This window comes from Kitasatospora sp. NPDC001540 (assembly GCF_042894345.1).
GTDB lineage: Bacteria > Actinomycetota > Actinomycetes > Streptomycetales > Streptomycetaceae > Kitasatospora > Kitasatospora phosalacinea_C.
In genome coordinates this window covers 101,094-125,961 of sequence record NZ_JBIAVO010000023.1, presented here as the reverse complement: position 1 = coordinate 125,961, position 24,868 = coordinate 101,094, and the positions used below count along the sequence as shown (strand labels likewise).

General features: G+C 76.1%; 24 protein-coding genes. 12 read left to right on the top strand and 12 right to left on the bottom strand.

The window, feature by feature from the left end; genetic code table 11:
* Window positions 1-128 precede the first annotated feature (128 nt).
* Window positions 129-389 carry a hypothetical protein gene (locus tag ACFY00_RS25275; protein WP_388033825.1) on the bottom strand — a complete coding sequence of 87 codons (261 nt, stop codon included), beginning with the start codon at window positions 387-389 and terminating at the stop codon, window positions 129-131.
* A 163-nt stretch (window positions 390-552) separates the two neighbouring features.
* Between ACFY00_RS25275 and ACFY00_RS25270 the strand changes: the two genes are divergently transcribed.
* On the top strand, window positions 553-888 hold the full coding sequence (locus ACFY00_RS25270) for a cupin (protein WP_388033824.1): 336 nt from the start codon (window positions 553-555) through the stop codon (window positions 886-888).
* Window positions 889-1,000: 112 nt separating this feature from the next.
* On the opposite strand, the gene ACFY00_RS25265 is transcribed toward ACFY00_RS25270, so the two are convergent.
* Window positions 1,001-1,621 carry a TetR/AcrR family transcriptional regulator gene (locus ACFY00_RS25265; protein WP_388033823.1) on the bottom strand — a complete coding sequence of 207 codons (621 nt, stop codon included), beginning with the start codon at window positions 1,619-1,621 and terminating at the stop codon, window positions 1,001-1,003.
* 108 nt (window positions 1,622-1,729) lie between these two features.
* On the opposite strand from ACFY00_RS25265, the gene ACFY00_RS25260 reads away from it, so the two are divergent.
* From ACFY00_RS25260 to ACFY00_RS25235, 6 genes are all read left to right on the top strand, one after another.
* Window positions 1,730-3,304: an MFS transporter gene (locus ACFY00_RS25260; RefSeq protein ID WP_388033822.1), complete on the top strand. Its 1,575-nt coding sequence runs from the start codon at window positions 1,730-1,732 to the stop codon at window positions 3,302-3,304.
* Between the two features lie 156 nt (window positions 3,305-3,460).
* Window positions 3,461-3,817, top strand: coding sequence for a YidH family protein (locus ACFY00_RS25255; protein ID WP_388033821.1), 357 nt, complete (start codon window positions 3,461-3,463; stop codon window positions 3,815-3,817).
* Window positions 3,814-4,137, top strand: a complete 324-nt coding sequence (locus ACFY00_RS25250; RefSeq protein ID WP_388033820.1) for a DUF202 domain-containing protein — start codon at window positions 3,814-3,816, stop codon at window positions 4,135-4,137. The genes ACFY00_RS25255 and ACFY00_RS25250 overlap by 4 nt, the downstream gene beginning before the upstream one ends.
* 202 nt (window positions 4,138-4,339) lie before the next feature.
* The gene (gene tatA / locus ACFY00_RS25245) at window positions 4,340-4,612 is read left to right on the top strand and encodes a Sec-independent protein translocase subunit TatA (protein WP_388033819.1); all 273 of its coding nucleotides are present in this window, start codon (window positions 4,340-4,342) and stop codon (window positions 4,610-4,612) included.
* Window positions 4,613-4,775: 163 nt separating this feature from the next.
* Complete coding sequence (locus tag ACFY00_RS25240) at window positions 4,776-6,125, top strand: hypothetical protein (RefSeq protein ID WP_388033818.1); 1,350 nt, start codon at window positions 4,776-4,778, stop codon at window positions 6,123-6,125.
* Window positions 6,122-6,637, top strand: coding sequence for a potassium channel family protein (locus ACFY00_RS25235; RefSeq protein ID WP_388033817.1), 516 nt, complete (start codon window positions 6,122-6,124; stop codon window positions 6,635-6,637). The genes ACFY00_RS25240 and ACFY00_RS25235 overlap by 4 nt, the downstream gene beginning before the upstream one ends.
* Before the next feature lie 13 nt (window positions 6,638-6,650).
* Here ACFY00_RS25235 and ACFY00_RS25230 read toward each other — a convergent pair whose 3' ends face one another.
* The 6 genes from ACFY00_RS25230 to ACFY00_RS25205 all read right to left on the bottom strand — a co-directional run bounded on the left by ACFY00_RS25230 (window position 6,651) and on the right by ACFY00_RS25205 (window position 13,133).
* Entirely contained in the window at window positions 6,651-8,195 is a 1,545-nt protein-coding gene (locus ACFY00_RS25230; RefSeq protein WP_388033816.1) for a protein kinase, read from the bottom strand.
* 63 nt (window positions 8,196-8,258) lie between these two features.
* The gene (locus ACFY00_RS25225; RefSeq protein ID WP_388033815.1) at window positions 8,259-8,444 is read right to left on the bottom strand and encodes a hypothetical protein; all 186 of its coding nucleotides are present in this window, start codon (window positions 8,442-8,444) and stop codon (window positions 8,259-8,261) included.
* A gap of 4 nt (window positions 8,445-8,448) precedes the next feature.
* Window positions 8,449-10,620 carry a bifunctional polysaccharide deacetylase/glycosyltransferase family 2 protein gene (locus ACFY00_RS25220; protein ID WP_388033814.1) on the bottom strand — a complete coding sequence of 724 codons (2,172 nt, stop codon included), beginning with the start codon at window positions 10,618-10,620 and terminating at the stop codon, window positions 8,449-8,451.
* A 9-nt stretch (window positions 10,621-10,629) separates the two neighbouring features.
* Window positions 10,630-11,100 carry a hypothetical protein gene (locus tag ACFY00_RS25215; RefSeq protein WP_388033813.1) on the bottom strand — a complete coding sequence of 157 codons (471 nt, stop codon included), beginning with the start codon at window positions 11,098-11,100 and terminating at the stop codon, window positions 10,630-10,632.
* Between the two features lie 288 nt (window positions 11,101-11,388).
* Window positions 11,389-12,288, bottom strand: a complete 900-nt coding sequence (locus tag ACFY00_RS25210; RefSeq protein WP_388033812.1) for a hypothetical protein — start codon at window positions 12,286-12,288, stop codon at window positions 11,389-11,391.
* The gene (locus tag ACFY00_RS25205) at window positions 12,285-13,133 is read right to left on the bottom strand and encodes an RNA polymerase sigma factor (RefSeq protein WP_388033832.1); all 849 of its coding nucleotides are present in this window, start codon (window positions 13,131-13,133) and stop codon (window positions 12,285-12,287) included. Before ACFY00_RS25205 ends, ACFY00_RS25210 begins: the two co-directional genes overlap by 4 nt.
* Window positions 13,134-13,420: 287 nt before the next feature.
* Here ACFY00_RS25205 and ACFY00_RS25200 point away from each other — a divergent pair, with 287 nt between their 5' ends.
* The 3 genes from ACFY00_RS25200 to ACFY00_RS25190 all read left to right on the top strand — a co-directional run bounded on the left by ACFY00_RS25200 (window position 13,421) and on the right by ACFY00_RS25190 (window position 15,700).
* Complete coding sequence (locus ACFY00_RS25200) at window positions 13,421-14,119, top strand: hypothetical protein (RefSeq protein ID WP_388033811.1); 699 nt, start codon at window positions 13,421-13,423, stop codon at window positions 14,117-14,119.
* Between the two features lie 101 nt (window positions 14,120-14,220).
* Window positions 14,221-14,937 carry a tyrosine-protein phosphatase gene (locus tag ACFY00_RS25195; RefSeq protein ID WP_388033810.1) on the top strand — a complete coding sequence of 239 codons (717 nt, stop codon included), beginning with the start codon at window positions 14,221-14,223 and terminating at the stop codon, window positions 14,935-14,937.
* Window positions 14,938-15,004: 67 nt separating this feature from the next.
* Complete coding sequence (locus ACFY00_RS25190) at window positions 15,005-15,700, top strand: class I SAM-dependent DNA methyltransferase (RefSeq protein WP_388033809.1); 696 nt, start codon at window positions 15,005-15,007, stop codon at window positions 15,698-15,700.
* Between the two features lie 41 nt (window positions 15,701-15,741).
* Here ACFY00_RS25190 and ACFY00_RS25185 read toward each other — a convergent pair whose 3' ends face one another.
* Both ACFY00_RS25185 and ACFY00_RS25180 read right to left on the bottom strand, forming a co-directional pair.
* Window positions 15,742-16,236: an NUDIX domain-containing protein gene (locus ACFY00_RS25185; RefSeq protein WP_388033808.1), complete on the bottom strand. Its 495-nt coding sequence runs from the start codon at window positions 16,234-16,236 to the stop codon at window positions 15,742-15,744.
* Window positions 16,237-16,329: 93 nt separating this feature from the next.
* Window positions 16,330-16,608: a hypothetical protein gene (locus ACFY00_RS25180; protein WP_388033807.1), complete on the bottom strand. Its 279-nt coding sequence runs from the start codon at window positions 16,606-16,608 to the stop codon at window positions 16,330-16,332.
* 200 nt (window positions 16,609-16,808) lie between these two features.
* Here ACFY00_RS25180 and ACFY00_RS25175 point away from each other — a divergent pair, with 200 nt between their 5' ends.
* Together ACFY00_RS25175 and ACFY00_RS25170 are read left to right on the top strand one after the other, a co-directional pair.
* Window positions 16,809-19,163, top strand: coding sequence for a lysylphosphatidylglycerol synthase domain-containing protein (locus tag ACFY00_RS25175; protein WP_388033806.1), 2,355 nt, complete (start codon window positions 16,809-16,811; stop codon window positions 19,161-19,163).
* A gap of 156 nt (window positions 19,164-19,319) precedes the next feature.
* Window positions 19,320-20,588 (top strand): DUF2637 domain-containing protein, encoded by a 1,269-nt coding sequence (locus tag ACFY00_RS25170; protein WP_388033805.1) that lies wholly within the window; start codon window positions 19,320-19,322, stop codon window positions 20,586-20,588.
* Window positions 20,589-20,621: 33 nt separating this feature from the next.
* Here ACFY00_RS25170 and ACFY00_RS25165 read toward each other — a convergent pair whose 3' ends face one another.
* Both ACFY00_RS25165 and ACFY00_RS25160 read right to left on the bottom strand, forming a co-directional pair.
* Window positions 20,622-21,389: a prepilin peptidase gene (locus tag ACFY00_RS25165; protein WP_388033804.1), complete on the bottom strand. Its 768-nt coding sequence runs from the start codon at window positions 21,387-21,389 to the stop codon at window positions 20,622-20,624.
* A 120-nt stretch (window positions 21,390-21,509) separates the two neighbouring features.
* Window positions 21,510-24,866, bottom strand: coding sequence for a LysM peptidoglycan-binding domain-containing protein (locus tag ACFY00_RS25160; RefSeq protein ID WP_388033803.1), 3,357 nt, complete (start codon window positions 24,864-24,866; stop codon window positions 21,510-21,512).
* Between the last annotated feature and the right edge of the window lie 2 nt (window positions 24,867-24,868).

Sequence of the window (24,868 nt, the reverse complement as noted above, 5' to 3'; positions counted from 1 at the left end):
CCTCACCCCCCCGGGGCGTGGGGGCGCGGGGCGCGGCGGCGGGGGCCCGGGGCCCCGGGGCCCGGGCCCCCGGGGGGGGGGCCCCCCCCCGGGGGGCCCGCCTCCGCGCCGTCCCGCCGCCTCTCCGGTCAGTTGACGCTGCTGCGCCACGCCTCCAGCCCGGCCGCCGAGGCGGCCCTCGCCTGGTGCAGGGTGCGCTGCGCCAGCTCGCTGGGCGGGGTCTCGAGTGACCGGACCCAGCCCCGGCCCGCGTTCGCCAGGGCGGCGCAGACCAGCGCCGTTCCGGTCAGTCCGACGACGGCGCCGAGCCCGGTGAGGGCCGCGCCGGCGGTGAGCATGCCGCGGTTCACCTGGAAACCGCCGAAGGTGATTCTCTGATTGGTCGCCATAGGGACACCTTCGGCCCGCTCCCGCCGCCCCGCACGCCGAGCGGCCCACTCCTTAACCCCTGCGCGTGATCCAGCGCGCGACACGCGCGGGGCGCGGCCTAGGGTCGGCCGCGGGCCCGGTCGGCGGGCCCGGTGGTGCGGGGGCCCGACGGAGGAGAACGCGATGACCGAGCAGCCGACCCGGATCGACCTGAACGCCCTGGCCGAGGAGCACGCCGCCAAGGCCGCCACCAGCCCGCACGGCCGCAGCGCCCACCTGCTGCTGCACGACGGCGTCCTGCGGCAGACCGTGATCGCCCTGCGGGCCGGGGCGGTGCTGGACGAGCACAACGCCCCGGTCGCCGCCAGCCTGCAGGTGCTGCGCGGACGGGTCGCGCTGACCGTCGAGGGCCGCCGCCAGGAGGCGGGGCCGGGCGAGCTGCACTCCGTCCCGCAGGAGCGGCACGGCCTGCTGGCCCACACCGACGCGGTGGTGCTGCTCACGGCCGTCACCGCCTGAGACCGGCCCCGCGCGCCGCACCGAACCGCGTACCGGACCGACCGCGCCCCCTACCGACCGCGCCCGCCCCTCGCCCACCGCGGCCCGTTCAGCCCTTCAGCCCTTCAGCCCTTCAGTCCTGCGCCACGGTCCCCGCCGCCCCGACCGGGACCTTCGCGCCGCCCAGCGCGTCGCCGCAGATCAGGGACAGCCCGCGCAGGTACTCCTCGCCGCTGGGGGCCAGTTCGGGGCTGATCAGCCACTGGGCGGCCTGCCCCAGCAGCAACGACTGGTAGAGGATGCCCCGGGCCAGGTCCTCCGGGGTGTCCTCCTCCGCGGCCTTGCCCTGGAACATCGCGGCCAGGCCGAGCCGCCCCGCCTTCTGCGCCTCGGCCAGCCGCTCGGCCAGGCCGGGCAGGTTGTCGAGCTGCCCGAGGATCTCGAACTGCACCGTCCACAGCCCGCGGTGCTCGGTGAAGCTGTCGCGCATCGCGTCCCAGGCCCGGACGAAGCGCTCCTGCGGGTCGTCAACCTCCGCGGCAGCGGCCAGCGCCTCGCCGATCGTGTCGCCCCACTTGCCCATCGCCTCCACCAGGGCCTGCACCAGCAGGGCGTCCTTGGAGCCGTAGTGGTAGCCGATCGCGGCCAGGCTGACGCCCGCCCCGGAGGCGATGTCCCGGGCGGTGGTGCGCCCGTAGCCCTTCTCCTGCAGGCAGCGGAAGGCACTGGCCAGTAGGTCTTCGCGGTTTCCCATGCGCCGATCGTAACGCGTCCAAGACGGATGTCTTGGTCGAATGTCTTGAACGGTCGACTTAGACGCTTGTACTAGACAGACGTTCAAGACGCTCGTACAGTCATCGTCATGACCACCGACCACGGCCCCGCGGGCCGCCGGGCCTGGCTCGGCCTCGCCCTCCTGCTGCTGCCGACCCTCGTCCTCGCCATGGACATGGGCGTGCTGTTCTTCGCCGTCCCCTTCATCGCCACCGACCTGCACCCCAGCGGCACCCAGCAGCTGTGGATCATGGACATGTACACGTTCCTGCTGGCCGGGATGCTGATCCCGATGGGCGCCCTGGGCGACCGGATCGGCCGCCGCAAGCTGCTGATCGCGGGCACCGCCGCCTTCGCGGGCGCCTCGCTGGTCGCCGCCTGGGCGAACGGGGCGAACCAACTCATCGCCGCCCGCGCCCTGCTGGGCGTCGCGGGGGCGGTCTTCGGGCCCTCCACGCTGGCCCTGATCCGCAACATGTTCCCCGACCCCAAGCAGCGGCAGGGCGCGATCGGCGCCTGGAGCGGCGTGATGATGGCGGGCGCCACCCTCGGGCCGGTGCTCGGCGGCGTGCTGCTCAACCACTTCTGGTGGGGCTCGGTCTTCCTGGTCGCGATCCCGGCGATGCTGCTGGTGATGGTCGCCGCGCCGTTCCTGCTCCCCGAGTACCGCGCCCCGCAGGAGGGCCGCTTCGACCTGCTCGGCGCCGTGCTCTCGATCGCCACCGTGCTGCCGGTCGTCTACGGCATCAAGGACCTCGCGGTGGACGGCTGGAGCCTGCAGCCCGCCCTGGTGCTCGCCGCCGGGCTCGCGGTCGGCGTCGCCCTGGTGCACCGGCTGCGGACGGCCGCGAACCCGCTGATCGACGTCACCCTGTTCCGGATCCGCACCTACACCGGCGCGATCACCGTCAACACCATCGCGATGTTCGCGATGATGGGCTTCACCCTCTTCACCTCCCAGTACCTGCAACTGGTCAAGGGCTACAGCCCGCTGTCGGCCTCGCTCTGGGCCCTGCTGCCGAGCATCGGCGTCGGCGCGGCCGTCGGCGGCTTCGGCGCCCTGGCCGGCAAGGTGCGTCCGGCGATCCTGCTGGTCGCCGGGTTCCTGGCCAGCGCCGGCGGGTTCGTCGCGATGGCCTTCGTCGACCCCGGCTCCTCGCTCGCCCTCCCGCTGGTCGCCGCCGGCGTGATCGCCGCCGGCTCGGTCGGCACCGTCAGCATCACCGGCGAGATGGTGCTCGCCGCCGCTCCCCCCGAGCGGGCCGGCGCGGCCGGCGCCACCTCCGAGACCGCCCAAGAACTCGGCAGCTCGCTCGGCATCGCCGTCCTCGGCGCGGCCGGTGCGGCCGTCTACCGCTCGCAGATGGACGCCTCCGCCCCCGAGGCGGCCCGCGACACCCTGGGCGGGGCCGTCACCACCGCCGCCCACCTGTCCGGCGACGCCGCGGACCAGCTGCTCACCGGCGCCCGCAACGCCTTCGCCGACGGGATGCACGTCGCCGCGGTGGTCGGCGTGGTGGTCATGCTGGGCGCCGCCCTGGCCGCCCACCTGCTGATGCGCCACCTGCCCGCGTCGAGCGGCCCCGCCCCGGAGCCGGAGCCGAAGTCGGAGCCGGAGTCGGAGCAGCCCGAGGCGCCGGAGGAGCAGACCGTCGCCGCCTAGCAGCACGGCGGCACCGCGGCACCGCGGCCCAACGGCACAGCGGCACAGCGGCACAACGGCCCGGACGCCGGAGCGGGGCACCCGCGGGGAGAACCTCCCCCGCGGGTGCCCCGCTCCCGCTCTGCGTGCCGCCCGCTCCCGTCCTAGGGTCGCCGTATGGCGGAGGAGGAGGACGAGGAGCCGCAGGAGCTGGACTACCGGTTCACGCTGGCGAACGAGCGGACGTTCCTGGCCTGGATCAGGACCGCGCTGGCGCTGCTCGCCGGAGCGGTGGGCCTGGACCAGCTGACGCCGGACCTGGCGCCGGTGCCGGTCCGGGTGACGCTCTCGGTGCTGCTGGCCGCGGGCGGGGCCGGGCTCGGGGTGGCCGCGTACCACCGGTGGGTGCGGGTGGAGCGGGCGATGCGGGCGGGCGGGCCGCTGCCCGCGACCCGGATCATGCTGGTGCTGACGGTGTGCACGGCGGTCGCGGCGGCGGTGTTCTCGGTGCTGATCGTCGGCTGGTCGCGGTGACCACCGCCCCCCGCGACCCGGGCCTGCAGCCCGAGCGGACGCTGCTGGCGTGGAGCCGCACCGCGCTGGTGCTGGCCGCCGACGCGCTGCTGGTCCTGCGCACCGGCTACGTCCACGGGCTGCCCGGACTGGCCGCGCTGGGCGGGGTGTTGGCGGTGGCGGCGTTCGGGCTGTACGCGCACGGGGTGCGGCGACGCAGTGTGGTGGAACACAGTCCGCACGTCTCGGCGGACCGGTGGTGGATGCGCGGGCTGACCTTCGCGGTGGTGCTGGCGGCGGCCGGGTCGGCCTGGTCGGTGCTGGTGAACCGGGGCGGGTGAGCTTCCGGCGGCTCCGCCGCGCCGGGTCGCCGGGCCCGCCAGGTGGTACAGACCACATGACTCGGATCACCTGTTTTTCGGCGGCTGTTTGCCGACGGGTGTATACGTTCGCCGACAAGGCCAGGCATACTGGCCGAGTCGGGCGTTCCGCCCGAGCCCTTAGTCACAGCGAGAACTTCCACGAAAGGACCGGTGGTCAGGGATGTTCCGTAACGGTCTTGAGCCCTGGCACATCGCCATCATGGTGGTGGTGCTGGTCCTGCTGTTCGGCTCGAAGAAGCTGCCCGAGATGGCCCGTGGCCTCGGCAAGTCGATGCGCATCCTGAAGGCCGAGACCAAGGCCCTGCGCGAGGACGACGCCCCCGCGGAGGCCCAGAACGGCACCGCCGCCTCGCAGGCCGAGCAGCCGCGTCCGGCCGTCGAGCCGATCGTGGTGACCAAGGCCACCGAGCCCACGAAGTCGACCACGGCCTGATGCCCCGTCGGCCCCCGGCCGACGCCGTCCGCCGTACCGGAGCCCCCGGCCCGTCGCCCCGACGGACCGGGGGCTCCGGCGTGTCGGCACGCCCGAGTGGCTGACCGATTTGTTCTGTTATCTCCTGGTATCCAGCTGACGGCGGATCACCAGGGAGGCACGGATGGCGGCGGACCCGTCGGAGGGGCACGAGCTCGCGGAGCTGCGCGAACGGATCGCCGTCCTGGAGAAGCAGAAGGCCCCCCGGCGGGAGCACCACCGGGTGCGGTCCTTCTTCGCGGTGCTGCTGATCGTGCTGGCGGCGGTGCTGACCCCGCTCGGGGTGGTCGCCGCCTGGAGCAGGTCGCAGGTCACCGACACCGACCGGTTCGTCTCCACGATGGCGCCGCTGGCCTCCGACCCGTCGGTGCAGAACGCGCTCACCGACCGGGTCACCACCGCGGTGATGGAGCAGCTGCCGATCACCGCCCTGCTCAACGACGTCGCGCCCGCCGACCGGCCGCTGCTGGACGCCGCGCTGGGCAAGGTCGGACCGGCGTTGACCAGCGGGCTGACCGGCTTCGTCCACGACCAGGTGCTGCGCTTCGTCCAGTCCGACGCGTTCGCCACCGTCTGGACCGGGGTGCTGCGCAACGCGCACGCCGCGTTCGACAAGGTGCTGACCGGGCAGGGCGGCGGGGCGGTGCAGGTCAAGGGCGACACCGTCAGCCTGGACCTGGGGCCGGTGGTCGCCGCGGTCAAGGACCGGCTGGTGGCCAACGGGCTGGGGCTGGCCTCGAAGATCCCCGAGGTGCACACCGACTACACGCTGGTGCAGTCGGACGCGGTGCGGAAGGCGCAGACCGGGCTGCGGCTGCTCGACCTGGCCGGGTTCTGGGTGCCGGTGCTGGCGCTGCTGTGCGCGGTCGGCGGCATCCTGCTGGCGGTGCGCCGTCGCCGGGCCACCGTCGGGGCGGCGCTCGGGATGGCCGCCGCGGCGGGCCTGCTGGGCATCGGGCTGACCGTGTTCCGGGCGCTCTACCTGGACAAACTGCCCGCGGGCGTCGACCAGGCCGCCGCGACGGCGGTGTACGACACCCTGGTGCGCTACCTGCGGGCCGCGGTCCGGATGCTGCTGGCGCTGGGCGTGGTGGTCGCGCTGGCGGCCTGGCTGACCGGACGGGGCCGCCGGGCCGGCTGGGTTCGGCACCTGTGGCAGGAGGGGCTGGGCGCGGTGCGGCGGGCCGCCGAGGGCATCGGCATGCGGCTGGGCCCGGTCGGCCGGTTCGTCCACCGCTGGAAGGCCTGGCTGGGCTGGGGCGCGGTCGCGGTCGCCGCCGTGGTGCTGCTGACCTGGAGCTACCCGACCGGCGCGGTGGTGCTGTGGATCGCGGTGGTGCTGCTGGCCGGGCTGGCCGTGCTGGAGTTCCTCGACACCCCCGCCACCCCCGCCGCTCCCCCCGCTCCCGGCATCCCGCCCGCCGCCGGGCCGCCCGCGGACCGCCCCGGCGGTGGGAAGGCCGCGGCGGCGTGAGGGAGCTGCTCCGGATGTACGTCGGCCTGCTGGCCGGACCCGTGGTGCTGCTGGTCGCCTACTTCACGGTGCCGCTGGGGTGGTTCGGGCCGCACCACCCGGGGATCAGCTGGACGGCGTTCGGCGTGCTGCTGGCGGTGCTCGGCGCCGGGGTGCTGCGCGAGGTGCGGATGCAGGTGCTGGGGCAGTCCCGGCACCCGGTGCCGCGGATCCTGATCCTGCTGTGCGGCGCGCTGGTGGTGTTCTCCACCGCCTACCTGGCGATGTCCAAGGACCCGGGCGAGCTGGACGGACTGGTCACCAAGATCGACGCGCTGTACTTCACGGTGATCACCATGGCGACCGTCGGCTACGGCGACATCCACCCGGCCGGACAGGCCGCCCGGATCGTGGTGATGATCCAACTCCTGTACACCGTGGTGTTCCTGACCACCGGGGTGACGGCGCTGACCCGGCAGGTGAAGACCCGCGCGGTGCAGCGGGCCCGCCACCGCGGGCAGCGGGACGACTAGGCCTGGGCGGGGCCTAGTCCTGCTGGGCGGCCTGGGCGTGCACGAGGGCGGTCAGGGCGGCGAGGCGGGTCTGCCAGCCGAGCAGGAGCGGGGCGTCCAGGGCCTTGTGGCGCTGGAGGTCGTGGACCAGTTTCTGGGCGTCCTTGAGGGAGTCCTCGGCGTCCGCGGGCTGCTTGTCGTTGACGTCCTGGGTGGCCCGGTCGAGCAGGCCGGTCAGGTCGTCCTGCTTGTCCCGGTCGCGCTTGAAGTCGGCCTGCGCCACCTCGGCGCGCAGTTGGGCGAGTTGGGCGACCACCGGGCCGCCCCTGGGGGTGGCGGAGGGCTTGGGCGAGGCGCTGGGCCTGGGGCTGGTGGACGGGGACGGGGACGGGGAGGGCGTCGGGGCGGGGGCCGCGGTGCCGGCGGCGGCCGGGGCGGGGGTGTGCGCGGCCTTCGGGGCGGGGTCGCCGCCGCCGAGCGAGAACGCGGCGATGCCCGCCGCGACGGCGATCACGGCCGCGCCGATGCCCGCGTACACCAGCGGGTTGCGGGTGGACCGCGGCTCGGGCTCCTCGTCCTCGTAGCGGGCCGAGGGCAGCAGCGGGGCCTGCACCGGCGGCAGCACCGAGGTGCGCTGCGGCTCGGTCCACGGTTGCCGGGGCGGCGGCGGGGGCGCGGTCGGGAAGGCGGCGGCGGGGACGGGCGGCAGCACCTGGGTGGCCGCGCCGAGCAGTTGGGCGGTGCGGTCGGCGGGGGCGGCCGGGACGGCGGCGAGCAGCTCGGCGGCCGCGGACTGCGCGTCGGCGGGGCGCTGGTCCGGGTGCTTGGCGAGCAGCCGCAGCACCGCGGCGTCCAGCGCGGGCGGCACGTCGGGGCGGTGGACGGAGACCGGGGCGGGGTACTCGGTGACGTGCTTGAAGGTCACCGCGACGGGGGTGTCGGCGGTGAACGGCGGCACGCCGGCCAGCATCTCGTACAGCACGCAGCCGACCGCGTACAGGTCGGCGCGGCCGTCGACCTGCCCGGCGGTGGCCTGTTCCGGGGAGAGGTAGGCGGCGGTGCCCAGCACCGAGGCGGTCTGGGTGAGCTGCTGGCCCGCGGAGGAGCCGGCCCGGGCGATGCCGAAGTCGACGACCTTCACCCCGCCGTCCTGGGTGATCATGACGTTGCCGGGCTTGATGTCGCGGTGCACCAGGCCCTGGGCGTGCGCGGCGGCCAGCGCGTCCAGCACGGCGGCGGCGGTGCCGACCGCGCGCTCCACCGGCAGCACGCCCTGCTCGGCGATCACCCGGCCCAGGGTGGCGCCGTGCACCAGCTCCATCACCAGGTACGGGGAGCCCTGGTCGACGCCGGAGTCGAAGACCGTGACGATCCGCGGGTGCGCCAGCAGCGCGGCCGACCTGGCCTCGCGGGCGAACCGCTCGGCGAACCGCGGGTCGTCGGCCAGGCCGCCGTTGAGCACCTTGACCGCGACCGGGCGCCCCAACTGGTGGTCCAGGGCGCGGTACACGGTGGCCATGCCGCCGACGCCGAGGATCTCACCGAGCTCGTAACGCCCGTTCAGTGCGCGTCCGATCATCGGATACTCCTCTCAACTCCGGGCGGGCACCCGTGAACCATAGCGGGCCCCGTCCACCCGGGTTCACGGGCGCTGGACGAGCAGCAGCGCGGCCAGCGCCGCGAGGGCCGCCGCCAGCAGGGTCCGGGGCAGGCCCCGCGAGCCCCGGACGGTGCGGCGGGCGGACCGGCGGGCCGATCGGCGGACGGACCGGCGGACGGCGCGGCGGGCGGCGCGTTCGGCGGCGGGCGAGGTGCGGGGGAAGGTCATCGCGTCAACTCCGGTTCGCCGGGGCCTGGAGGGATCCGTAGCGCTGCATCCGCTGCCAGCGCAGCCGACTGCCGGCCAGCGCGGTCCACACCGACTGGACCACCACCAGGTACATCAACTGGCGGTAGACGACCTGCTGGAGCGGCAGCGTCCACAGCGGGCCCAGCCGCTCGCCGTCCAGCCGGAACGCGTAGCAGGCCGACAGCGCCTGCAGCACCAGGAAGCCCAGCCAGACCGCGGCGATCCGCGCCGGGTCGAGGAACAGCAGGCCGTAGACCGCGAACACGTCCACGGCCGGGGCCAGCAGCGGCAGCAGGACCTGGAACACCAGCAGGTAGACCAGCCCGCGGCGGCCCAGTTTGCCGGCCTGGCCGCGCTGGGCGAGCGCCCGGCGGTGCTTCCACATCGCCTGCAGGGTGCCGTAGCACCAGCGGTAGCGCTGGCGCCACAGCGCGGAGAGCGAGGCCGGGGCCTCCGTCCAGGCGATCGCCCGCTCCTCGTAGACCACCCGCCAGCCCGCCCGGCACAGCGCCATGGTGAGGTCGGTGTCCTCGGCCAGGGTCTCCTCGGCGACGCCGCCGAGCCGCAGCAGCGCCGAGCGGCGGAACGCGCCGACCGCGCCGGGGACGGTGGGCATGCACTGGGCGAGGTCGAAGAAGCGGCGGTCCAGGTTGAACCCGACCACGTACTCGATGTGCTGCCAGCGGCCGAGCAGCCCGCCCCGGTTGATCACCTTGGCGTTGCCGGAGACCGCGCCGACCCGGCGGTCGGCGAACGGCTGCACCAGCAGCCGGACGGCGTCCGGCTCGAACGCGGTGTCCCCGTCGACCATCACCACCAGCTCGCAACTCGCGTGCCGCAGACCGTTGTTGAGTGCCGCCGGCTTGCCCGCGTTGGCCTGCCGGAGCACCCGGACGCCGGGCAGGCCGAGCGACTCCACCAGGTCCGCGGTGCCGTCCGTGGAGCCGTCGTCGACCACGATCACCTCCACCGGGTGGTCGGAGGCCAGCAGCGAGCGCACCGCCGCCTCGATGCCCGCGCGCTCGTTGTACGCGGGCACGATCACGGTGACCGGCTCGGTGACCGGCGGGCCCCAGCCCCGGCGGCGCAGGCGCCGGTGGCGCGCGGCCGCGAACAGCAGCACCACCGCGCGCAGCACGCTGACCGCGCCCGCCGCCCAGAGCAGCCAGCCGAGCACCGCCACCGCCAGGTCGCCGCCGGACAGCGCGAGCAGCAGCGCCCGGCCCTGCCAGTGCTCGGCGCCGCTCGCCGGGTGCGCGGCGTCCGCGATCGACGCGGTCTCGGAGACCGTCCCGACCCGCAGGCCCGCCTGCCTCAGCTTCGGCAGCAGCTCGGCCAGCGCCGCCACCGTCTGCGAGCGGTCGCCGCCCGCGTCGTGCATCAGCACGACCTGCCCGGCCGGGCCCTGCGGGGTGGCGTTCGCGACGATCCGGTCGACGCCCGGGCGCCGCCAGTCCTCGCTGTCCAGGGTGGTCAGCACCGTCAGGTAGCCGGACCGCCCGGCCTGCCGGACGGCCTGCCAGTCGGCGTCGGTGAGCGCGTCGTTGGTCGAGGAGTACGGGGGCCGCAGCAGCGCGGTGGTGGTGCCGGTCGCCCCGGCCACCGCGAGCTGGGCCTCGCGCAGTTCGAGCGAGCGGCGCCACGGCGCGGCCTGCCCGAGGTCGGCGTGGGTGAAGGTGTGGATGCCGAGCTGGTGGCCCTCGGCGAGGATCCGGCGGGCCAGCTCGGGGTGGTCGGCGACCTGGGTGCCGACCACGAAGAAGGTGGCGTGCACCCCCTGCTGCTTCAGCACGTCCAGGATCTTCGGCGTCCAGACCGGGTCGGGGCCGTCGTCGAAGGTCAGCGCGACGGTGCCCGGGGCGGGCCGGGCGGTGCGCGGCGTCGCGGCGGAGGCGTCGATCACCGGCCCGCCGTGGGCGGCCTCCGGGGGGACGGCGTACGCGGGCCCGGCGGGGCGGGCGGCGCCGTCGGGCGCCGACCCGTACAGGTGGCGGGTGTAGCCCTGCAGCAGCAGCGCCGCGGCCAGGGTCACCACCAGGGCGGTCAGCAGCAGCCAGTGGGTGCGGGGCGCGGACTGCCGCACCACGCCCCGGCGGCCCCGGCGGCCGCGCGGGGCGGGGCCGCTGCGGCGGGGGGAGGTCCGGGGGAAGGTCATCGGGGCTCGCTAGGGGTTCTTGACGGGTTTGCGGCTGTTGCCCGGCGCCGCGGTGGGCCGGCCGTGCGAGGCCGCGGCGCCGGGCGTCGTGGCCGCGGTGGTGGGCCCCGCGGTGCCCCCGGGCGCGGAACTCGCCGCGACCGGGGCGGCGGTGGCCCGGGCCGGACGGGTCGTGGCGGCGCCGGTGCGGTCCGGCCCGGGCGTGGGGCGACCGTCCGCCACCGGGCCGGTGCCCGGATCGGGCGCCCCGCTGGGGACCGGGATGCTCGGCCCGGCCGGGGCGGCCGGCTTCGGCACGAACGGCGCGTCGAAGGACGGGCCGCCGAGCGCGCTGCTCGCCACCAGGGCCAGGTACCCGGCCGCCGGGACGGCCAGCAGCCACCCGATCCGCCGCGAACGGCGCTGGCGCCTGCCGCTGGCGTCGACGAACACCGGGGGCGCCGGGTCGGCGGGCCGCGCTGCGAGCGGGGTTTCGGTCACCGGGGCTCCAGGGCGTTCGGGCGGTACGGCCGGGCTGGGCTCCGGACGGACGGCGGACCCGGGGGAGTTCGGCCGTCCGTCCGGAGCGGGTTCCCCGACCGGCTGCGGACCCGGGGGAGTCGTCGACCGGTCGGAGCTGTCCCGGACGGGTGCGGGCCCGGGGGAGCCCGGCGCCCGTCCGGAGTCGGTCCGGGCGGACGACGGGTACAGGGGCCCATCGGCCGCCCGGAGGCGGTGCCCGGTCGGACGGGGGCCCGGGGGAGCCCGCGGTCCGACCGGAGTGCGGTGTCAGTCCTGGCCGTTCCCCCCGGTGGACGGACGGTCGGTCCCGGTGCGCCCCGCCCGGCCGGACGAGGGGGTGGCCGACGGCGGCGCGGACTGGCCCGGGCCGGCCGTGGGCCGCCCGTGATCGCCCCCGCCGGGCGTCTCCCCGCCGGAGGTCTCCCCGCCGGGCGTCTCCCCGCCGTGCGCGGAGAGCTGTGCGCAGAACCCGGTCACCTTCTCCGGTGCGCCGGCCGCCTTCAGCAGCTCGGCCAGCGCCGGGTCGGCGGCCGCGTCCTTGGGCTTGCCACCGCCCGCGACCCGGCTCGCGAAGCCCTCGCAGAGCCGTTTCAGCTCCGGCAGGTCGGCCGGACCGGTGGAGGCCTGGCCGGAGGGCCGGGCCGGGCCGCCGGAGCGGCTCGGCCCCGCGGTCGGCCGGCCGGTGCGGTCGGTGCCGGGGCTCGCGGACGGGCTGTCCGGCCCCCCGCTCGACGGTGCGGGCGCGGCGCCGGTGGCCGACGGGGCCGGGGCGGGACCGCCCAGCACCTCCGGCAGCCGACCGGTGGAGGCCGCGACCGCGACGCCGCCCACGGCGGTCACGCCCAGCGCGACGGCCACGGCCTTCGCACTGAGGGCCCGCGCGAGCGCGCTGTCCGCCATCTTCCGTCGTCTCCGGTGCTGTTGGGGGGTCGGCTGGCGACGAGCCTGCCGGAACGCGGCCATGGCCCCCTCTTCGCCGGGCAGCGGGCCGTCGCCGGCCGCCCTGCTCGTCGCAGCGGCGGCGAGCAGGGCGGCGAGCTCCGGCCGTCCTGGCGCGGACCGCTGCCCGGCGGAGGGGTCCTGACCGGCCTCCGGGTCGACCGTGACACCGCCGAGCAGTTGCTCGGCGGCGGCGCGATCGATCCGGCGGGATCGGTTGGTGCTCATCTCATGTCCTTCAGCGTCGGCACCTGCGCCGGTGTCACACCCTGCGCGGAAATTTTTTTCCCGGCCGTCCCCCGGGCCCCCTGGCGGGGCACCCCGGCGGCCGCTCCCCCGCTCTGCTCCAACACCTTGGCCAGCCGCTTGAGCCCCCGGTGGGCGGCCATCCGGACGCTGCCGGAGCGCTTGCCGAGCACCTTCGCGGCGCTCTCCGCGTCCAGCCCGAGCACCACCCGCAGCAGCACCGCCTCGGCCTGGTCGGGCGGCAGCGAGGCGATCAGCGCGAGCGCGTCGGAGGTGGCGACGGTGGCCATCGCCTGGCCCGCGGTGTCCTCGGCGGCGGCCAGCTCGGCCAGGTACTCCACCGGCAGGTCGGCGACCGGGCGGCGGCGCACCCGGCGCAGGTGGTCCATGGCCCGGTTGCGGGCGACCGTCGCGGCCCAGCCGCGGAACCCGTCCGCGTCGCCGCGGAAGTCCGGCAGGTCGCGGGCGATCTGCAGCCAGGCCTCGGAGGCGATGTCCTCGGCGTCCTCGGCCCGGCCGCCGACCAGCACCCGCAGGTAGCGCAGCAGCCCCGGCTGGACGGCCCGGAACAGGACCCGGAACGCCTCCTCGTCGCCGTCCTGGGCGGCGCGGACGGCCGTCGCGAGGTCGGCCCGCCGGCTGGACGGCCCGGCGGAGGGCCCGGCGGACGGGCCCGCGAGCGGCTCTACGGAGGGTCCGACGAGCGGCCCGGCGGAGGGTCCGGCGGGCGCGGGCGGACCGGCGGGCGGACGGTCCGGTGCCTTCGGAGGGTCGAGCCGGTGCCCGGCGTCCGCCCCGTGGTGTTCAGCTCTGTGCACCCGCCACATCATGCGCCATCCGGGGGACCCCACCCACCTCCGGGGCGGCGCCCGGCCGGTGGCAGAGCGGTGACGGGCCGGTGCGGGCCCCGGGCGGGCGCGGTGCGGGCGCGGTGCGGGCCGACGGGCCGTCAGCTCCGCCCGTCCGGGCAGGACGAGGGGCCCGCGACGGACCGACCTTCGTCCCGTCCGGTGCTGTCTTTCGCCCGCGGTTCGGGCCCGCTCCCCCGCCCTACCGTGCAGATAAGGGGCAATTCGCCCCATTTCCGCCGCTGACCGAGGAGGCCGGAGTCGGTATGCCCACCGCCCAGGAGCTGTACACGACCGGGATCCGCAACCACTTCGCGCCCGCGCTGCGCGCGCTCGGCCTCCGGGGCTGGCGGCACTCCTTCTCGCTGCCGGACCGCGACCGCTGGGCGGTGCTCGGGGTGCAGGCGGTGCCCGGCGACGGGCGGGTCCGCTACACCGTCAACCTCTCCGTCACCGACAAGGCCGCCTGGGACCGGCGGAGCATCCGCCCGGACGCCAACTTCCGCACCGGGCTGGAGCGTTGGCACTCCCCGATCGGCGAGCTGCTGCCGGTCGGCGGCGAGGTCTGGTGGGAGGTCGCGCCCGGGCCGCGCTGGCTGATCGCCGTCGAGGACTCGGTCGCCGCCGTCCGCGGCTACGCGCTGCCCGAACTGCGCCGCCGCCTGCGCACCGAGGAGCGCGAGCACTACCTCGGCCAGGCCGAGCTCGACGGCGTCAACGGCGCCCTCGCCGCGGCCGCCGTCGCCCGCATCCAGCGCGCCGAACTCGCCGACGGCACACTGGAGTTGCACGGCGCCTGGAGCCGCCACGACCCGGCCGCGCACGCCGTCCTGGCCGGCGCCGCCCGCGGCTTCCTCTCCGCCCGGGACGCCCGGTTCCGCACCGTCCGGGTGCTCGACACCCTCGGCCGGACGCTCTGGGAGTTCCGCCCCGCCACCGGCGGGAACCATCCCGAAGCGGACTGAGTCCCTGTCAGTGGCGGCGGTGCGCGCGTGCACCACCGGGGCACGAGGAACGCACGGGACGCACGGAGCGCGTGGGGCGCACGGAACAGCGGGGGGCTGACATGACGGGGACCACGGCGACACCGCACGAGGAACGCCGGATCGACTGGGACGGCTGCCTGAACGTGCGCGACCTCGGCCTGCTCCCCACCCTGGACGGCCGGCGCACCCGCACCGGCGCGCTGGTCCGCGCCGACAACCTCGACCGGCTCACCGCCGAGGGCCAGAACTCCCTGCTCGCGTACGGCGTACGCACCGTCATCGACCTGCGCGACGACGCCGAGTACCGGCCGCTGCTGCCCGCCCCCGACGGCATCGACCTGGTCCGCGTCCCGCTCGACGCCCTGGCCGGGCCGGACTGGTGGGCCCGGTTCGGCGCCCTGGACGGCACCCCGCTCTCCTTCCGCCCCTACCTCGACCACTGCCGCCCGGCCGTGGCCGCACTGGTCGCCGCCGTCGCCCGGGCCCGTCCCGGCGCCGTCGTGGTGCACTGCGGCGCGGGCCGCGACCGCACCGGCCTGGCCGCCCTCGTCCTGCTCGCCCTCGCCGGGGTCACCCCCGCCGCGATCGCCGAGGACTACCTGCTCTCCGCCGAGAACCTCCGCCCGATCTGGAGCATCCTCGACCGCCCCGAGGAGGAGGCCGGCATCGCCCGCGTCCTCGCCGACGCGGGCACCACCCCCGAGCAGGCCCTGCGCGAGGTGCTCGCCGAGTTCGACGCCGAGCAGTGGCTGCCCGCCGGGGACGTCGCCGCCGTCCGGGCCCGCCTGCTCGGCTGAGCGACCCGGTCGATCACCGGATTTAATCGCTCGCCCGGCCGTCCGACCGCGGACGATACTGCCCGGCATGACGGACTTCTCCCTGTTCGACACCCGCGGTTACCCCACCGTCGACGTCCGCACCGGCTACGCCGGGTGGGTCGACAGCTACGAGGACACGGTCCAGGACGCGATGGACCTCGACGTCCTGGCCCGGCTCGCCGTCCCGCGCTGGGCCGAGGCCGGCCTCGCCGTCGACCTCGGCTGCGGCACCGGCCGCACCGGCGCCTGGCTGCGCGCCCGCGGCGTCGGCGCCGTCGACGGCATCGACCTCACCCCCGAGATGCTCGCCCGCGCGCGGGCCCGCGGCGCCCACCGCCTCCTCCTGGAGGGCGACCTCACCGCCACCGGCCTCCCCGACGGCGCCTACGACCTGGCCGCCTGCTCGCTGGTCGACGAGCACCTCGCCGACCTCGGCCCGCTCTACCGCGAGGCCCACCGCCTGGTCCGCCCCGGCGGCCTGTTCACCCTGGTCGGCCTCCACCCCGCCTTCATCATGGCCGCGGGCATGCCCACCCACTACGACGGCCCCGACGGCCCGATCGCCATCACCACCCACGTCCACCTCGTCAGCGACCACCTCACCGCGGGCCTCGCCGCGGGCTGGCAGCTCGCCGAGATGCGGGAGGAGGTCGTCGGCGACCAGTGGACGGCGCTCAAGCCCAAGTGGGAGCGCCACCGCGGCCAACCGGTCTCGGCGGCGTACGTCTGGCGCAAGGCGTAGGGCTCCGCCCCCTCCGTCCCCCCCGGGAAGCCGGAGTTCGGCTAGAAACCGGAGTTCGGCGCCGTCACGATCCGGGTGCGCCCGTCCGCCCGCGCGGCGAGGCCCGCTTCGAGGCGGAGGGCGCGGGCGGGCCCGAGGAGGGCGAGCGCCTCGGGGACGGCGGCCCAGCGGTGGTCGTCGAGCTCGCCCGCCGGGAGGGTGATGGGGGTGTCGGCGGGGAAGGTGCCGAGGTCGAAGAGGAAGTGGCAGGCGGGGTGGTCGAGTCCGCCGCCGGGGTTGGTCCAGGCGACGGCCAGCAGCTCGCCCGCCTCGCGGCGCAGGCCGGTCTCCTCGTGGAGTTCGCGGGTCGCGCACTGCCGCGGGTTCTCGCCGAGGTCGACGGTGCCGCCGACGAACTGCCAGGCGTCGCGGTACCCGGCCTTGACGATCAGGACGCGGCCGTCCGGGTCGGTGATCAGGCAGCCCGCGGCGGCGTACACGCGGTGCAGGGAGGCGAGCCACTCCTCGCGGGAGGCGAACTCGGGGGCGTCGGCCATGGCACTCCTTCGGCGGGGGCGGGAACGTGCGGCCCCACTCTCCCACTCCCGCCGCAGGTCTCCCACCCCCGCCGGGCCGGGCCCGGACGGCCTTCAGTGCGCGGAGTGCCGTTCCGCCCCGCGGTGCCGGTGGCCCGGCAGTTCGGTGTGGGTGGCGGGCCCGGTGGCGGGGCCCGTCGCCTCCGGCGCCCGGCGGCCGCCGTGGCTGAACACCGCGTCGCCGCAGTGCGGGCCGGTGCGGGTGCCGAGGTCGGTGTCGGTGCCCAGCTGCGGGGCGCGGGCCACCGGTTCGGTCATCATGCCGCGCTCCGCGAGCAGTTCCTCGGTGCCCCGGCGGAGCATGGCCGTCCGGTCGGTCGAGCGCTCGGTCATCGCCGGTCTCCCTTCGTCGGACCTACATCAGACCGATATTCCCGTTATCCACCGATATATTCCGCGACACCTGAACTCCCTTGCCGGAACGGCCCGATCGCGGTCCCACCGGTGTGGGACCATGCCGCGTGGCCACGGTGATACAAGCCGACGAATCCCGGGAGTCCCGGACACCCCCGCGCCGGACCCGGACCCGGCGGGTGGACCGCGTCCGGCACCCCGCCGCGCTGATCCGGACGGTCGCCGGGGCGTGCTGGATCCTGCTGGTGCTGCTGCTGGCCGGGTACGCCCGCTCCTCCGCGCTCGGCCTGGACAGCGACGTGTCCCGCGGCGTCGACCTGCTGCCCTGGCCGCCCGCCAAGCTCACCGCCGCGCTGTGCGGCGCCGCGCTGCTCACCGTCCCGCTCGGCTTCGCCGTCGACCGGGTGCTGCGCGGGGGCGGCCGCCGGATCGCCGACGGCGTGCTGGCCGCCGTCCTCGCGTACGGGCTCTCGCTCGGCCTGGACCTGCTCGCGGGCAGCCTCACCGCGCTCACCCACCCGCTGCCCACCGACCCCGGCCGCACCGACCCGGTGTACGGGCACCTCGCGCCGGTGCTGGCCTTCATGACCGCCCTCGACACCACCGGACGGCGCCGCTGGCGCACCGCGCTGGCCGTCACGCTCGGGCTGTCCGCCCTGTCCGGCCTGGTCACCGGCTACGCCACGCCGCTGTCGCTGGCGCTGGCGCTGCTGCTCGGCTGGACGGTCGCGCACGCCGCCCGGTACGCCGTCGGCGAGCCCGTCGGCTCCCCCACCGAGGAGCAGATCGCCGCCGCCCTGGCCGGCACCGGCGTCCGCCCCGCCGCGGTGCTCGCCCTCGGCCCCAGCCGCTACCTGGTCACCCAGCGCGACGGCCGCCCCGAACTGGACGTCCACCTGCTCGACCGGTACGCGCAGGCCAGCGGGCTGCTCGGCCACCTGTGGCTGGCGCTGCGGCTGCGCACCGCGCCCCGCCCGCTCGGCCTGCGCCCGCTGCGCGACGGGCTGGAGCACCAGACCCTGCTCGGCCACGCCGCGACCGCCGCCGGGGCTCGCACCCGCACCCCCGTCGCGGCGGTCGAACTCGGCCCGGACTGCGCCCTGGTCGCCTACCGGCGGATCGACGCCCGGCCGTTCGCCGAACTCTTCGAGGAGCTGCCCGCGAGCCCCGACGGCTCGGACGTCGGCCCCACCGACGCCGAACTGCGCGACGCCTGGCAGCAGTTGGCACTGCTGCAGCGCCGCCGGATCGCCCACCGCTCGCTCTCCCCGAGCACCGTGCTGCTGGACGCCGAGGGCCGGGTCCACCTGGTCGGACTGGCCCGCGGCGAGATCGCCGCGGGCGACCTGCTGCTGCGCCTGGACGTCGCCGGGCTGCTCGCCGTCCTCGCCCTGCACGCCGGGCCGCGACGGGCGGTGCGCGCCGCGATCGAGGTGCTCGGACCCGGTCCGGTCGGCGCCGCGCTGCCGCTGCTGCAGCCGATCGCGCTGGCCCGCGGCACCCGGGACGCCCTCGCCCGGCACAAGGAACTGACTGCCGACCTGCGCGCCGAGGTGCAGCGCCGGATGCCGCAGGCCACCGCCGTGCCCGTCCGGCTGGAGCGGCTGCGGCCGCGCACCCTGCTCACCGTCGTCGCCTGCGTCGCGGTCGGGTACGCGCTGCTGCAGTTCCCCAACCCGGTGGCGGTGATCTCCGGGGCCGACCCGCTGTGGCTGGCCGGTGCGGCGCTGTGGTCCGCGGTCAGCTACCCGGTGGCGACCTTCGCGTTCAGCGGCTTCGTCCCCGAGAAGCTGTCCTTCCGCCCCACCCTGGCCACCCAGGTGGCCGGTTCCTTCGTCAAGGTGGTCGCACCCGGCGGCGTCGGCGGCCTCGCCCTGAACACCCGCTACCTGCAGTGCGCGGGCATCCCCACCGCGCAGGCGATGTCCAGCATCGGCGTCAGCCAGCTGTTCGGCCTGGTGCTGCACATGCTGCAGCTCGCCGTGTTCAGCGCCCTGGTCGGCGTGGACACCGCCGCGGTCGACGGCGAGGGCTCCGCCCTGCCCAGCGGCTGGGTGCTCTGGCTGGCCGGTGCGGTCACCGCCGTCATCGCGGTGTCGGTCGCCGCGGTGCCCTCGCTGCGGCGGCGCGCCCAGACCCTGCTGCGGCCGCTGCGCGCCGAGGTGCTGCCCCGGCTGCTCGACCTGGCCCAGCGCCCCGGCCGGCTCGCCGGCGGCGTGGCCGGGCAGCTCCTGGTGTCGATGTGCTTCGTGGCCTGCCTGTACTGCTGCACCCGCGCGGTCGGCCAGTACCCCGGCTTCGACGCCGTCGCGACGACCTTCCTGGCGGGCAACGCGGTGGGCAACGCGGTGCCGTCCCCCGGCGGCGTGGGCGGGGTGGAGGCGCTGATGCCCGCCCTGCTGACGCTGACCGGCGGCCTCGACGACTACAGCGCGCGGGCCTCGGTGATGCTGTTCCGGCTGCTGACCTTCGTCCTGCCGGTGCTGCCGGGCTGGGCCGCCTTCGCCTGGCTCAAGCGCCGCGAGGCGATCTGACCGCGGCGGCCGCGCCGCCCGTACGGTCCGCGCGGGCCCCGATCCGCGCCCATCCGAAAAGCCCTACGCCTACCGACGGCCCTTCGTGCCACAGTGATTCCCGGACACGTGTTCGTGGACGAGGGGGGAACAGTGAACCGTCCGGTCCTGCGGGGCATGCACAGACTGATGATCGGCGTCATCGCGATCGGGGCGGTCCTCATCGCGGGGATCGGCCTCGGCGGCTCCTACCTCGCCGTGCGCGACCTCGCCCTCCGCAAGGGCATGGCCGAGTTCGCCTACGCCTTCCCGATCGGCGTCGACGTCGGGATCATCCTCCTGCTCGTCCTCGACCTCTTCCTGGCCTGGATGCGGATCCCGTTCCCCCTGCTGCGGCCCATGGCGTGGTTCTTCACCGCGGCCACCATCGCCTTCAACGCCGCCACCGCCTGGCCCGACCCGGTCGGCGTGGGCATGCACGGCGTGATCCCGGTGATGTTCATCGTCATCACCGAAGCCAGCCGCCACGCCATCGCCCGCCTGGCGCAACTGGGTTCCCACCGGTCGATCGACCGGATCCGGCTGATCCGCTGGCTGCTGGCGCCCGTCCAGACCTGGCGGCTGTGGCGCCGGATGCAGCTGTGGGAGATCCGCTCCCTCGACGAGGCGATTCGCGGCGAGCAGGCCCTGCAGACCTACAACATCCTCGTGGAGACCGGCCGCCGACGGGGCCGGCAGCGCCTGCGGGACCGGGGCCTCCCCCCGGCCGCGCGGCTGCCCCGCGCCCTCGCCGACCTCGGCGTGCCGCTCGACGTCACCTACGAGGCCGGCCTGGCCGCGGCCGGTGTCGACCCCGAGCCCCTCGGCCGCCTCCTCGCGCACCAGGCGAGGACCGCGGCGAGCCCCGCCGTTCCACCGCCCGCCGCACCCGCCGCGCCCGCCGCGCCCGCTGTGCCCGCCGCGCCCGGGCAGCTCCTGCCCGGCGAGGAGGACGCCGCGCGGGTGCCGGACCGGGAGGCCGCCCCGGTCGCCGAGCTTCTGCGGGCGGACCTCGCGGAGGGCGCGGCAACGGACGAGGAACCGGCCGCCGCCACCGAGCCGCCGTGGCCCGCCCAGGGCCCTCGGCCCCGGCCCTTGCCGCTCCCCCGCTCCGACGAGGCCGAGGACCGCGAAGAGGCCCCGCAGACCGACGGCGGCCCGAAGATCCCGCCCGGTTGGGCCGAGGGCTTCAGGGCCTTCGTCGAGGAGTTCCGGCGGCACCCGGACCAGACGGAGCTCCCGGAGTTCCTGTACGTCAGGGGCTTCAAGAGCAACAAGGCGGGTGACGGTCCGGTGAGCCCGGAGAGCGTCCGGCGCTACCACAACAAGCTGTGCGGTCTCCATCCCGTGCCGGACGCGGACGCCCGGCCCGGCCCCGCCCCGCAGGAGGCGCTGGCGGTGCGCTGACGGACCGACCGTGCCGGGTGGAGCCGGGGCAGGTCAGCCGAGGACCGCGGAGACGATCAGGAACCCGACGATCAGCGAGGGCCCCAGCGCGATCTCCGTGGTCCTGGTCGCCGTGCCCGCCGCCCGCATCACCAGCCACTGCATGACGGCGAGCACGGAGGCCAGCAGCACGCCGTGGAACCAGCCGAACCAGTACTGCCAGGTCACCAGCGCCGCCAGTGACGGCACCAGCTTCGCGTCGCCCAGCCCTTGCCCGAGCAGCGCCATGGCGAAGTACACGGCGCCCAGGCCGAGGGCCGCCGCCGCGGCGACGGCCAGGTGCCCCCAGCGCCCCGAACCGGCGGCCTCGGTGGTGAGCAGCGCGGCCACCCCGAGCGCGGCGGCACCGGTCAGGTGGTCGGGCAGCCGGTGAACGGCGAAGTCGGCGCAGATCAGCACGGTGCCCAGCGCCACGAGCCATAGCTGCGCCGCGAGCACCGCGCCGTCGGCTCCGGCGGCCAGTACGGCGGTGGTGCCGACGGCGGCCAGGGTTTCCGGCACCAGCGCGGGCGGTCCGATCCGCCCGCCGCCGGGTCTCGTGGCCGCGCAGGCGACGCAGCGGCGCCGCAGCACCAGTGCCCGGTAGGCGCCCGGCGCGCTGCCGCGGCCGAGGACCTGGGTTCCGCAGTACGGACAGGTGGGGTCGGGCACCGGTCGGTCCTCGGGGCGGGTGTAGGCGAAGGCCGCGGGGCGCAGCACCAGCGCGCCGAGGACGAGGGCGGCGACGGAGGCGAGGACGTGGAGGACGGGGAACTGGGGCATCGGCTGGTCCTTGAGCGGGGGGCAGGGACAGGGACAGGGACAGGGGCACGAACGGGAACGGGAACGGGAAGGGAAAGGGCCCGGCCGGTTCGTCCGGCCGGGCCCGAGCTGGGGACGGCGTCACACGCCGCTGGCGGTCTCCCGGGCGGCGGTCAGGCGCCGGATCAGGGTGTGGGTCTCCGGTTGTAGGCCGGACAGCTGCCAGTCCGTCTCCATCCGGCGGAGCCGGTTGATCACGTCGCGGACCGCGGCCGGGTGGCCGGCGCGGTGCTCGATGCGCATCCAGGCCCGGTAGAGCTGTTCCGCGGTGGGGTCGATGTTCAGGCCGGTGTCGATGGCGGCCCGCGCCGCGTCGATGTTCAGCACTTCGTCGCCGATGCGCAGGTCGGCGATCCGCTCGGCGACGTCGATGATGCGGCTGGTCATCGTGTGGGCGAGCGGTGCGGCCCAGGAGTGTTCGGCGATCCCGGCGAACGGCTTGCCGCGCACCAGGCCCATCGCGGCCTCCAGGTCCAGGATCCCGGCGGCGCCCTTCGGAATGCCGCGCTCGGCGAGGTACATGAACGCGGCCCAGTCCGAGGTGACCTGCTCGCTGAGCGAGTACATCGCGGTGTGACGCGGCTTGGGCGGCACGTACGGTTCCCGGTTGGCGTCCAGGCCGAGCCGGGAGCGCAGGCGCGAGATCTCCTCCGTCACGGTCTTCTGGTCCCAGGGCGTCGCGGGGTTCATCGCGAAGCCGATGCTTGCCGCGTCACGCTCGTTGCGGAACATCAGGTAGGCGGCCAGCAGGACCAGCTTCGAGGGGACGGCGGCGGTGCCGGTCCCGATGATCCGCAGCGGGCCGAGGACCTGCACCTCGGGCGCTTCGTCGGGCAGGGTCGCGGGATCGGGCCGGCGCTCGACGACGCCGATCCGCTGCGTGCCGGTGCCCGTCGCCGGGCCGGGCACCGCCGCCGGGCCGGGCACCGCCGCCGGGCCGGCAGTCTCCCGGCGGTCGGACCCCACGGCGATCCGCACCGTCGCGGCGGGCGGGACGATCAGGGTCGCCGCCGCCTCCACCGGCGCGTCCTCCTCGTCCCCCGGGTCCTCCCCGTCCTCGACCAGGGTCAGGTGGCCGGGCGCCGCGGCCGGCGCCGTGACCACCCGGACCCGGTCCGGGTCGGGCAGTTGCGCCCACACCCCCTCCGCGGGCCGGGCCGGTTCGGTGGTCAGGGCGATGGCCGAAGTCAGTTGCCGGTAGGCCTCGTCGGTCACCCGCTGGAGCACGACGTCCACTCCCAGCGGTTCGACCGGCTGCGGCCCGGTCACCGCGGCGTTCAGCACCCGGGCGTGCGGGAAGAACTCCGCCGCCCCCGCGGCGGGCAGCACCGCGGAGATGTGCCGTCCCCGCACCTTGCCGATCAGGTCCGCGAAGACGCGCAGCTCCTCACGGGTGGGCCGGGTCGAGGAGATCACCATCCACGGCAGCGGCTGGTCGCCGCCCTCCTGCTCGGTCTGGTGGACCTCGATCCAGACCCGGGCGAGGTCGGCGCTCGCCGTCTCCAGGCTCGGGGTGTACATCACGCGGCAGGCCGGGAGCAGGTGCTGGAGCTCCACCCCGAAGCCGCAGGTGCGGATCTCGACGTGCCCGCCCCAGGCCGAGGTGCCCGCCTCCATGGCGATGCCCCGGGCGACTTCCCGCACCTGCTGCTCGGTGCCCTCGAGGAGCAGGACCCCCGCCTGCGGGAGGTTCGCCAGCACGTGGGAACCGTCCGGGGCCGCGCCGATGGTCGACAGGCCGGGGTACGGCGCCGCCACCAGCTGTGCCTGCTCGGCACCGAGGAGGTCGGCGTGGTCCGCCCGCACCTCCCACCAACCGTCGGGACGGCCGGTGAACGGGGACAGCGCCTCGGTGTCGCCGTCGACGAGGATCTCGACGCGGTCGCCGGCCACCTTCGCCCCGTGGATCGCGGGCAGGGCGTCGGGGTTGCGGGCGGCCAGGGTGCGCAGCGCGAGGTCGAGCATCTCGACGCTGGCCCGCGAGGAGGTGCGGTCGAGGACCTGCTCCGCCGGACTGGTGGTCTCGGGCAGGGCGATCGTCTCGCCGGGGCGGCGGGCGTTCTGCTGCTGCCTGCGGCGCCAGGCCAGGACCCCGAGGACGCCGGCGCCCAGCAGCGCCCCGATCCCGACGGCCTCCTCGACGGACACCGGGGCCCGGGTCCCGGACGGGGCCCGGGCTTCGGGCGGGCTCTGGCCTTCGGCCGGGACCGCCGGGGCCGGGTTCTCCCGGGCCGGCGCGGGTGCGGAGGACGCGGCGGCGCTCGGGGCGGTGGCGGGCGCTTCGGCGGGGGCTTGGGCGGAGGGAGCTGCCGGGACGGCGGGGGTGTCCGCCTGCCCGGAGGCGGAGGCGGAGGGGGCCGGCGGCTGTGCCTGGTCGGCGGGTGCGTCCGGGGCCGGTGCGTCCGCGGCAGGCACGTCCTGGGCCGGGGCGTCCGGCGCGGGCGCGTCCGCGGTCGGGGAGGCGTCCGCCGGGGAGGCTTCCGGTGCGAGCGCGCTCGCGGGGATCACGATCCTGTCGCCGGGGAACAGCTCGTCGGGGTCGCTCAGGTGCCGGCCGCCGGGCTGCTCGATGCCCTGGCTGGCCCGCAGCAGCAGGGGGTAGTCGTCGGCGGAGCCGAGCTCCTCCTGCGCGATGGCCGAGAGGGTGTCGCCGGCCTTGACCGTGACGATGTGTTCGGCGCCCCGGGCCGCGGAGCCGGTCCCCGGGACGTCCTTGGCGTCGGGGGGCAGCAGCAGCCGCCACCCGGCCCGGACGAGGCCCGGTTCCGTCATCCGGGAGCCGTCCGGCTGCACCCGGTCCTTGTTCAGCCGGAAGATCTCGTCGTACCGGGTGCCGTCGCCGAGGTACCGCTCGGCGATCTCCCACAGGCTCTCGTGGTGGCTGGTCGTGCTGGACCGGACGGTGTAGATCGGGCCGGAGGCGGACTGCCCCGCGGCGGCCGCGGTCCGGAGCGCGCTACCGGGCACGGCCTGGGCGCTCGTGGAGACCTGGGCGGGGAGGACGGGGTGCTGCGGGAGGGGGGCGGCGGAGGCCGCCTGGGTGGCCGTCAGGGTCCCGGCGCCGACCAGCAGCAGCATGGTGACGAGCCGTCGGGCCAGTGCCTGGGAGGTGGTGGACGCGGGCAGGCGCCACTCCGTGCCCGACACCACGGCGCGGACCTCCACGGCGACGGCCAGGAGGAACTGGAGCCACAGCAGCCAGACCAACAGCGCCAGGACGTCCACCACGAGGGCGGTCGAGGCGCTGGTCCGCAGCGCCTCGACCACCGCCCCCGGGCCGGGGACCTCGGTGGGCAGCGGCCAGCCGACGTAGCGGACCAGGCCGTAGGGGATGCCGCCCAGCAGCGCCGCCAGCAGCAGGCCCGCCGCCAGGGCCCCGACGACGTCGCCGGGGCTGCGGGAGCGCCCGCCGCCGGGCGTCTTGATCCGTGTACTCATCC

Coding starts and splice junctions, on each gene's coding strand:
- ACFY00_RS25275 (WP_388033825.1), bottom strand. CDS start 389: ATGGCGACCAATCAGAGAATCACCTTCGGCGGTTTCCAGGTGAACCGC.
- ACFY00_RS25270 (WP_388033824.1), top strand. CDS start 553: ATGACCGAGCAGCCGACCCGGATCGACCTGAACGCCCTGGCCGAGGAG.
- ACFY00_RS25265 (WP_388033823.1), bottom strand. CDS start 1,621: ATGGGAAACCGCGAAGACCTACTGGCCAGTGCCTTCCGCTGCCTGCAG.
- ACFY00_RS25260 (WP_388033822.1), top strand. CDS start 1,730: ATGACCACCGACCACGGCCCCGCGGGCCGCCGGGCCTGGCTCGGCCTC.
- ACFY00_RS25255 (WP_388033821.1), top strand. CDS start 3,461: ATGGCGGAGGAGGAGGACGAGGAGCCGCAGGAGCTGGACTACCGGTTC.
- tatA (WP_388033819.1), top strand. CDS start 4,340: ATGTTCCGTAACGGTCTTGAGCCCTGGCACATCGCCATCATGGTGGTG.
- ACFY00_RS25240 (WP_388033818.1), top strand. CDS start 4,776: ATGGCGGCGGACCCGTCGGAGGGGCACGAGCTCGCGGAGCTGCGCGAA.
- ACFY00_RS25230 (WP_388033816.1), bottom strand. CDS start 8,195: ATGATCGGACGCGCACTGAACGGGCGTTACGAGCTCGGTGAGATCCTC.
- ACFY00_RS25225 (WP_388033815.1), bottom strand. CDS start 8,444: ATGACCTTCCCCCGCACCTCGCCCGCCGCCGAACGCGCCGCCCGCCGC.
- ACFY00_RS25220 (WP_388033814.1), bottom strand. CDS start 10,620: ATGACCTTCCCCCGGACCTCCCCCCGCCGCAGCGGCCCCGCCCCGCGC.
- ACFY00_RS25210 (WP_388033812.1), bottom strand. CDS start 12,288: ATGAGCACCAACCGATCCCGCCGGATCGATCGCGCCGCCGCCGAGCAA.
- ACFY00_RS25205 (WP_388033832.1), bottom strand. CDS start 13,133: ATGTGGCGGGTGCACAGAGCTGAACACCACGGGGCGGACGCCGGGCAC.
- ACFY00_RS25200 (WP_388033811.1), top strand. CDS start 13,421: ATGCCCACCGCCCAGGAGCTGTACACGACCGGGATCCGCAACCACTTC.
- ACFY00_RS25195 (WP_388033810.1), top strand. CDS start 14,221: ATGACGGGGACCACGGCGACACCGCACGAGGAACGCCGGATCGACTGG.
- ACFY00_RS25190 (WP_388033809.1), top strand. CDS start 15,005: ATGACGGACTTCTCCCTGTTCGACACCCGCGGTTACCCCACCGTCGAC.
- ACFY00_RS25185 (WP_388033808.1), bottom strand. CDS start 16,236: ATGGCCGACGCCCCCGAGTTCGCCTCCCGCGAGGAGTGGCTCGCCTCC.
- ACFY00_RS25180 (WP_388033807.1), bottom strand. CDS start 16,608: ATGACCGAGCGCTCGACCGACCGGACGGCCATGCTCCGCCGGGGCACC.
- ACFY00_RS25170 (WP_388033805.1), top strand. CDS start 19,320: ATGCACAGACTGATGATCGGCGTCATCGCGATCGGGGCGGTCCTCATC.
- ACFY00_RS25165 (WP_388033804.1), bottom strand. CDS start 21,389: ATGCCCCAGTTCCCCGTCCTCCACGTCCTCGCCTCCGTCGCCGCCCTC.
- ACFY00_RS25160 (WP_388033803.1), bottom strand. CDS start 24,866: ATGAGTACACGGATCAAGACGCCCGGCGGCGGGCGCTCCCGCAGCCCC.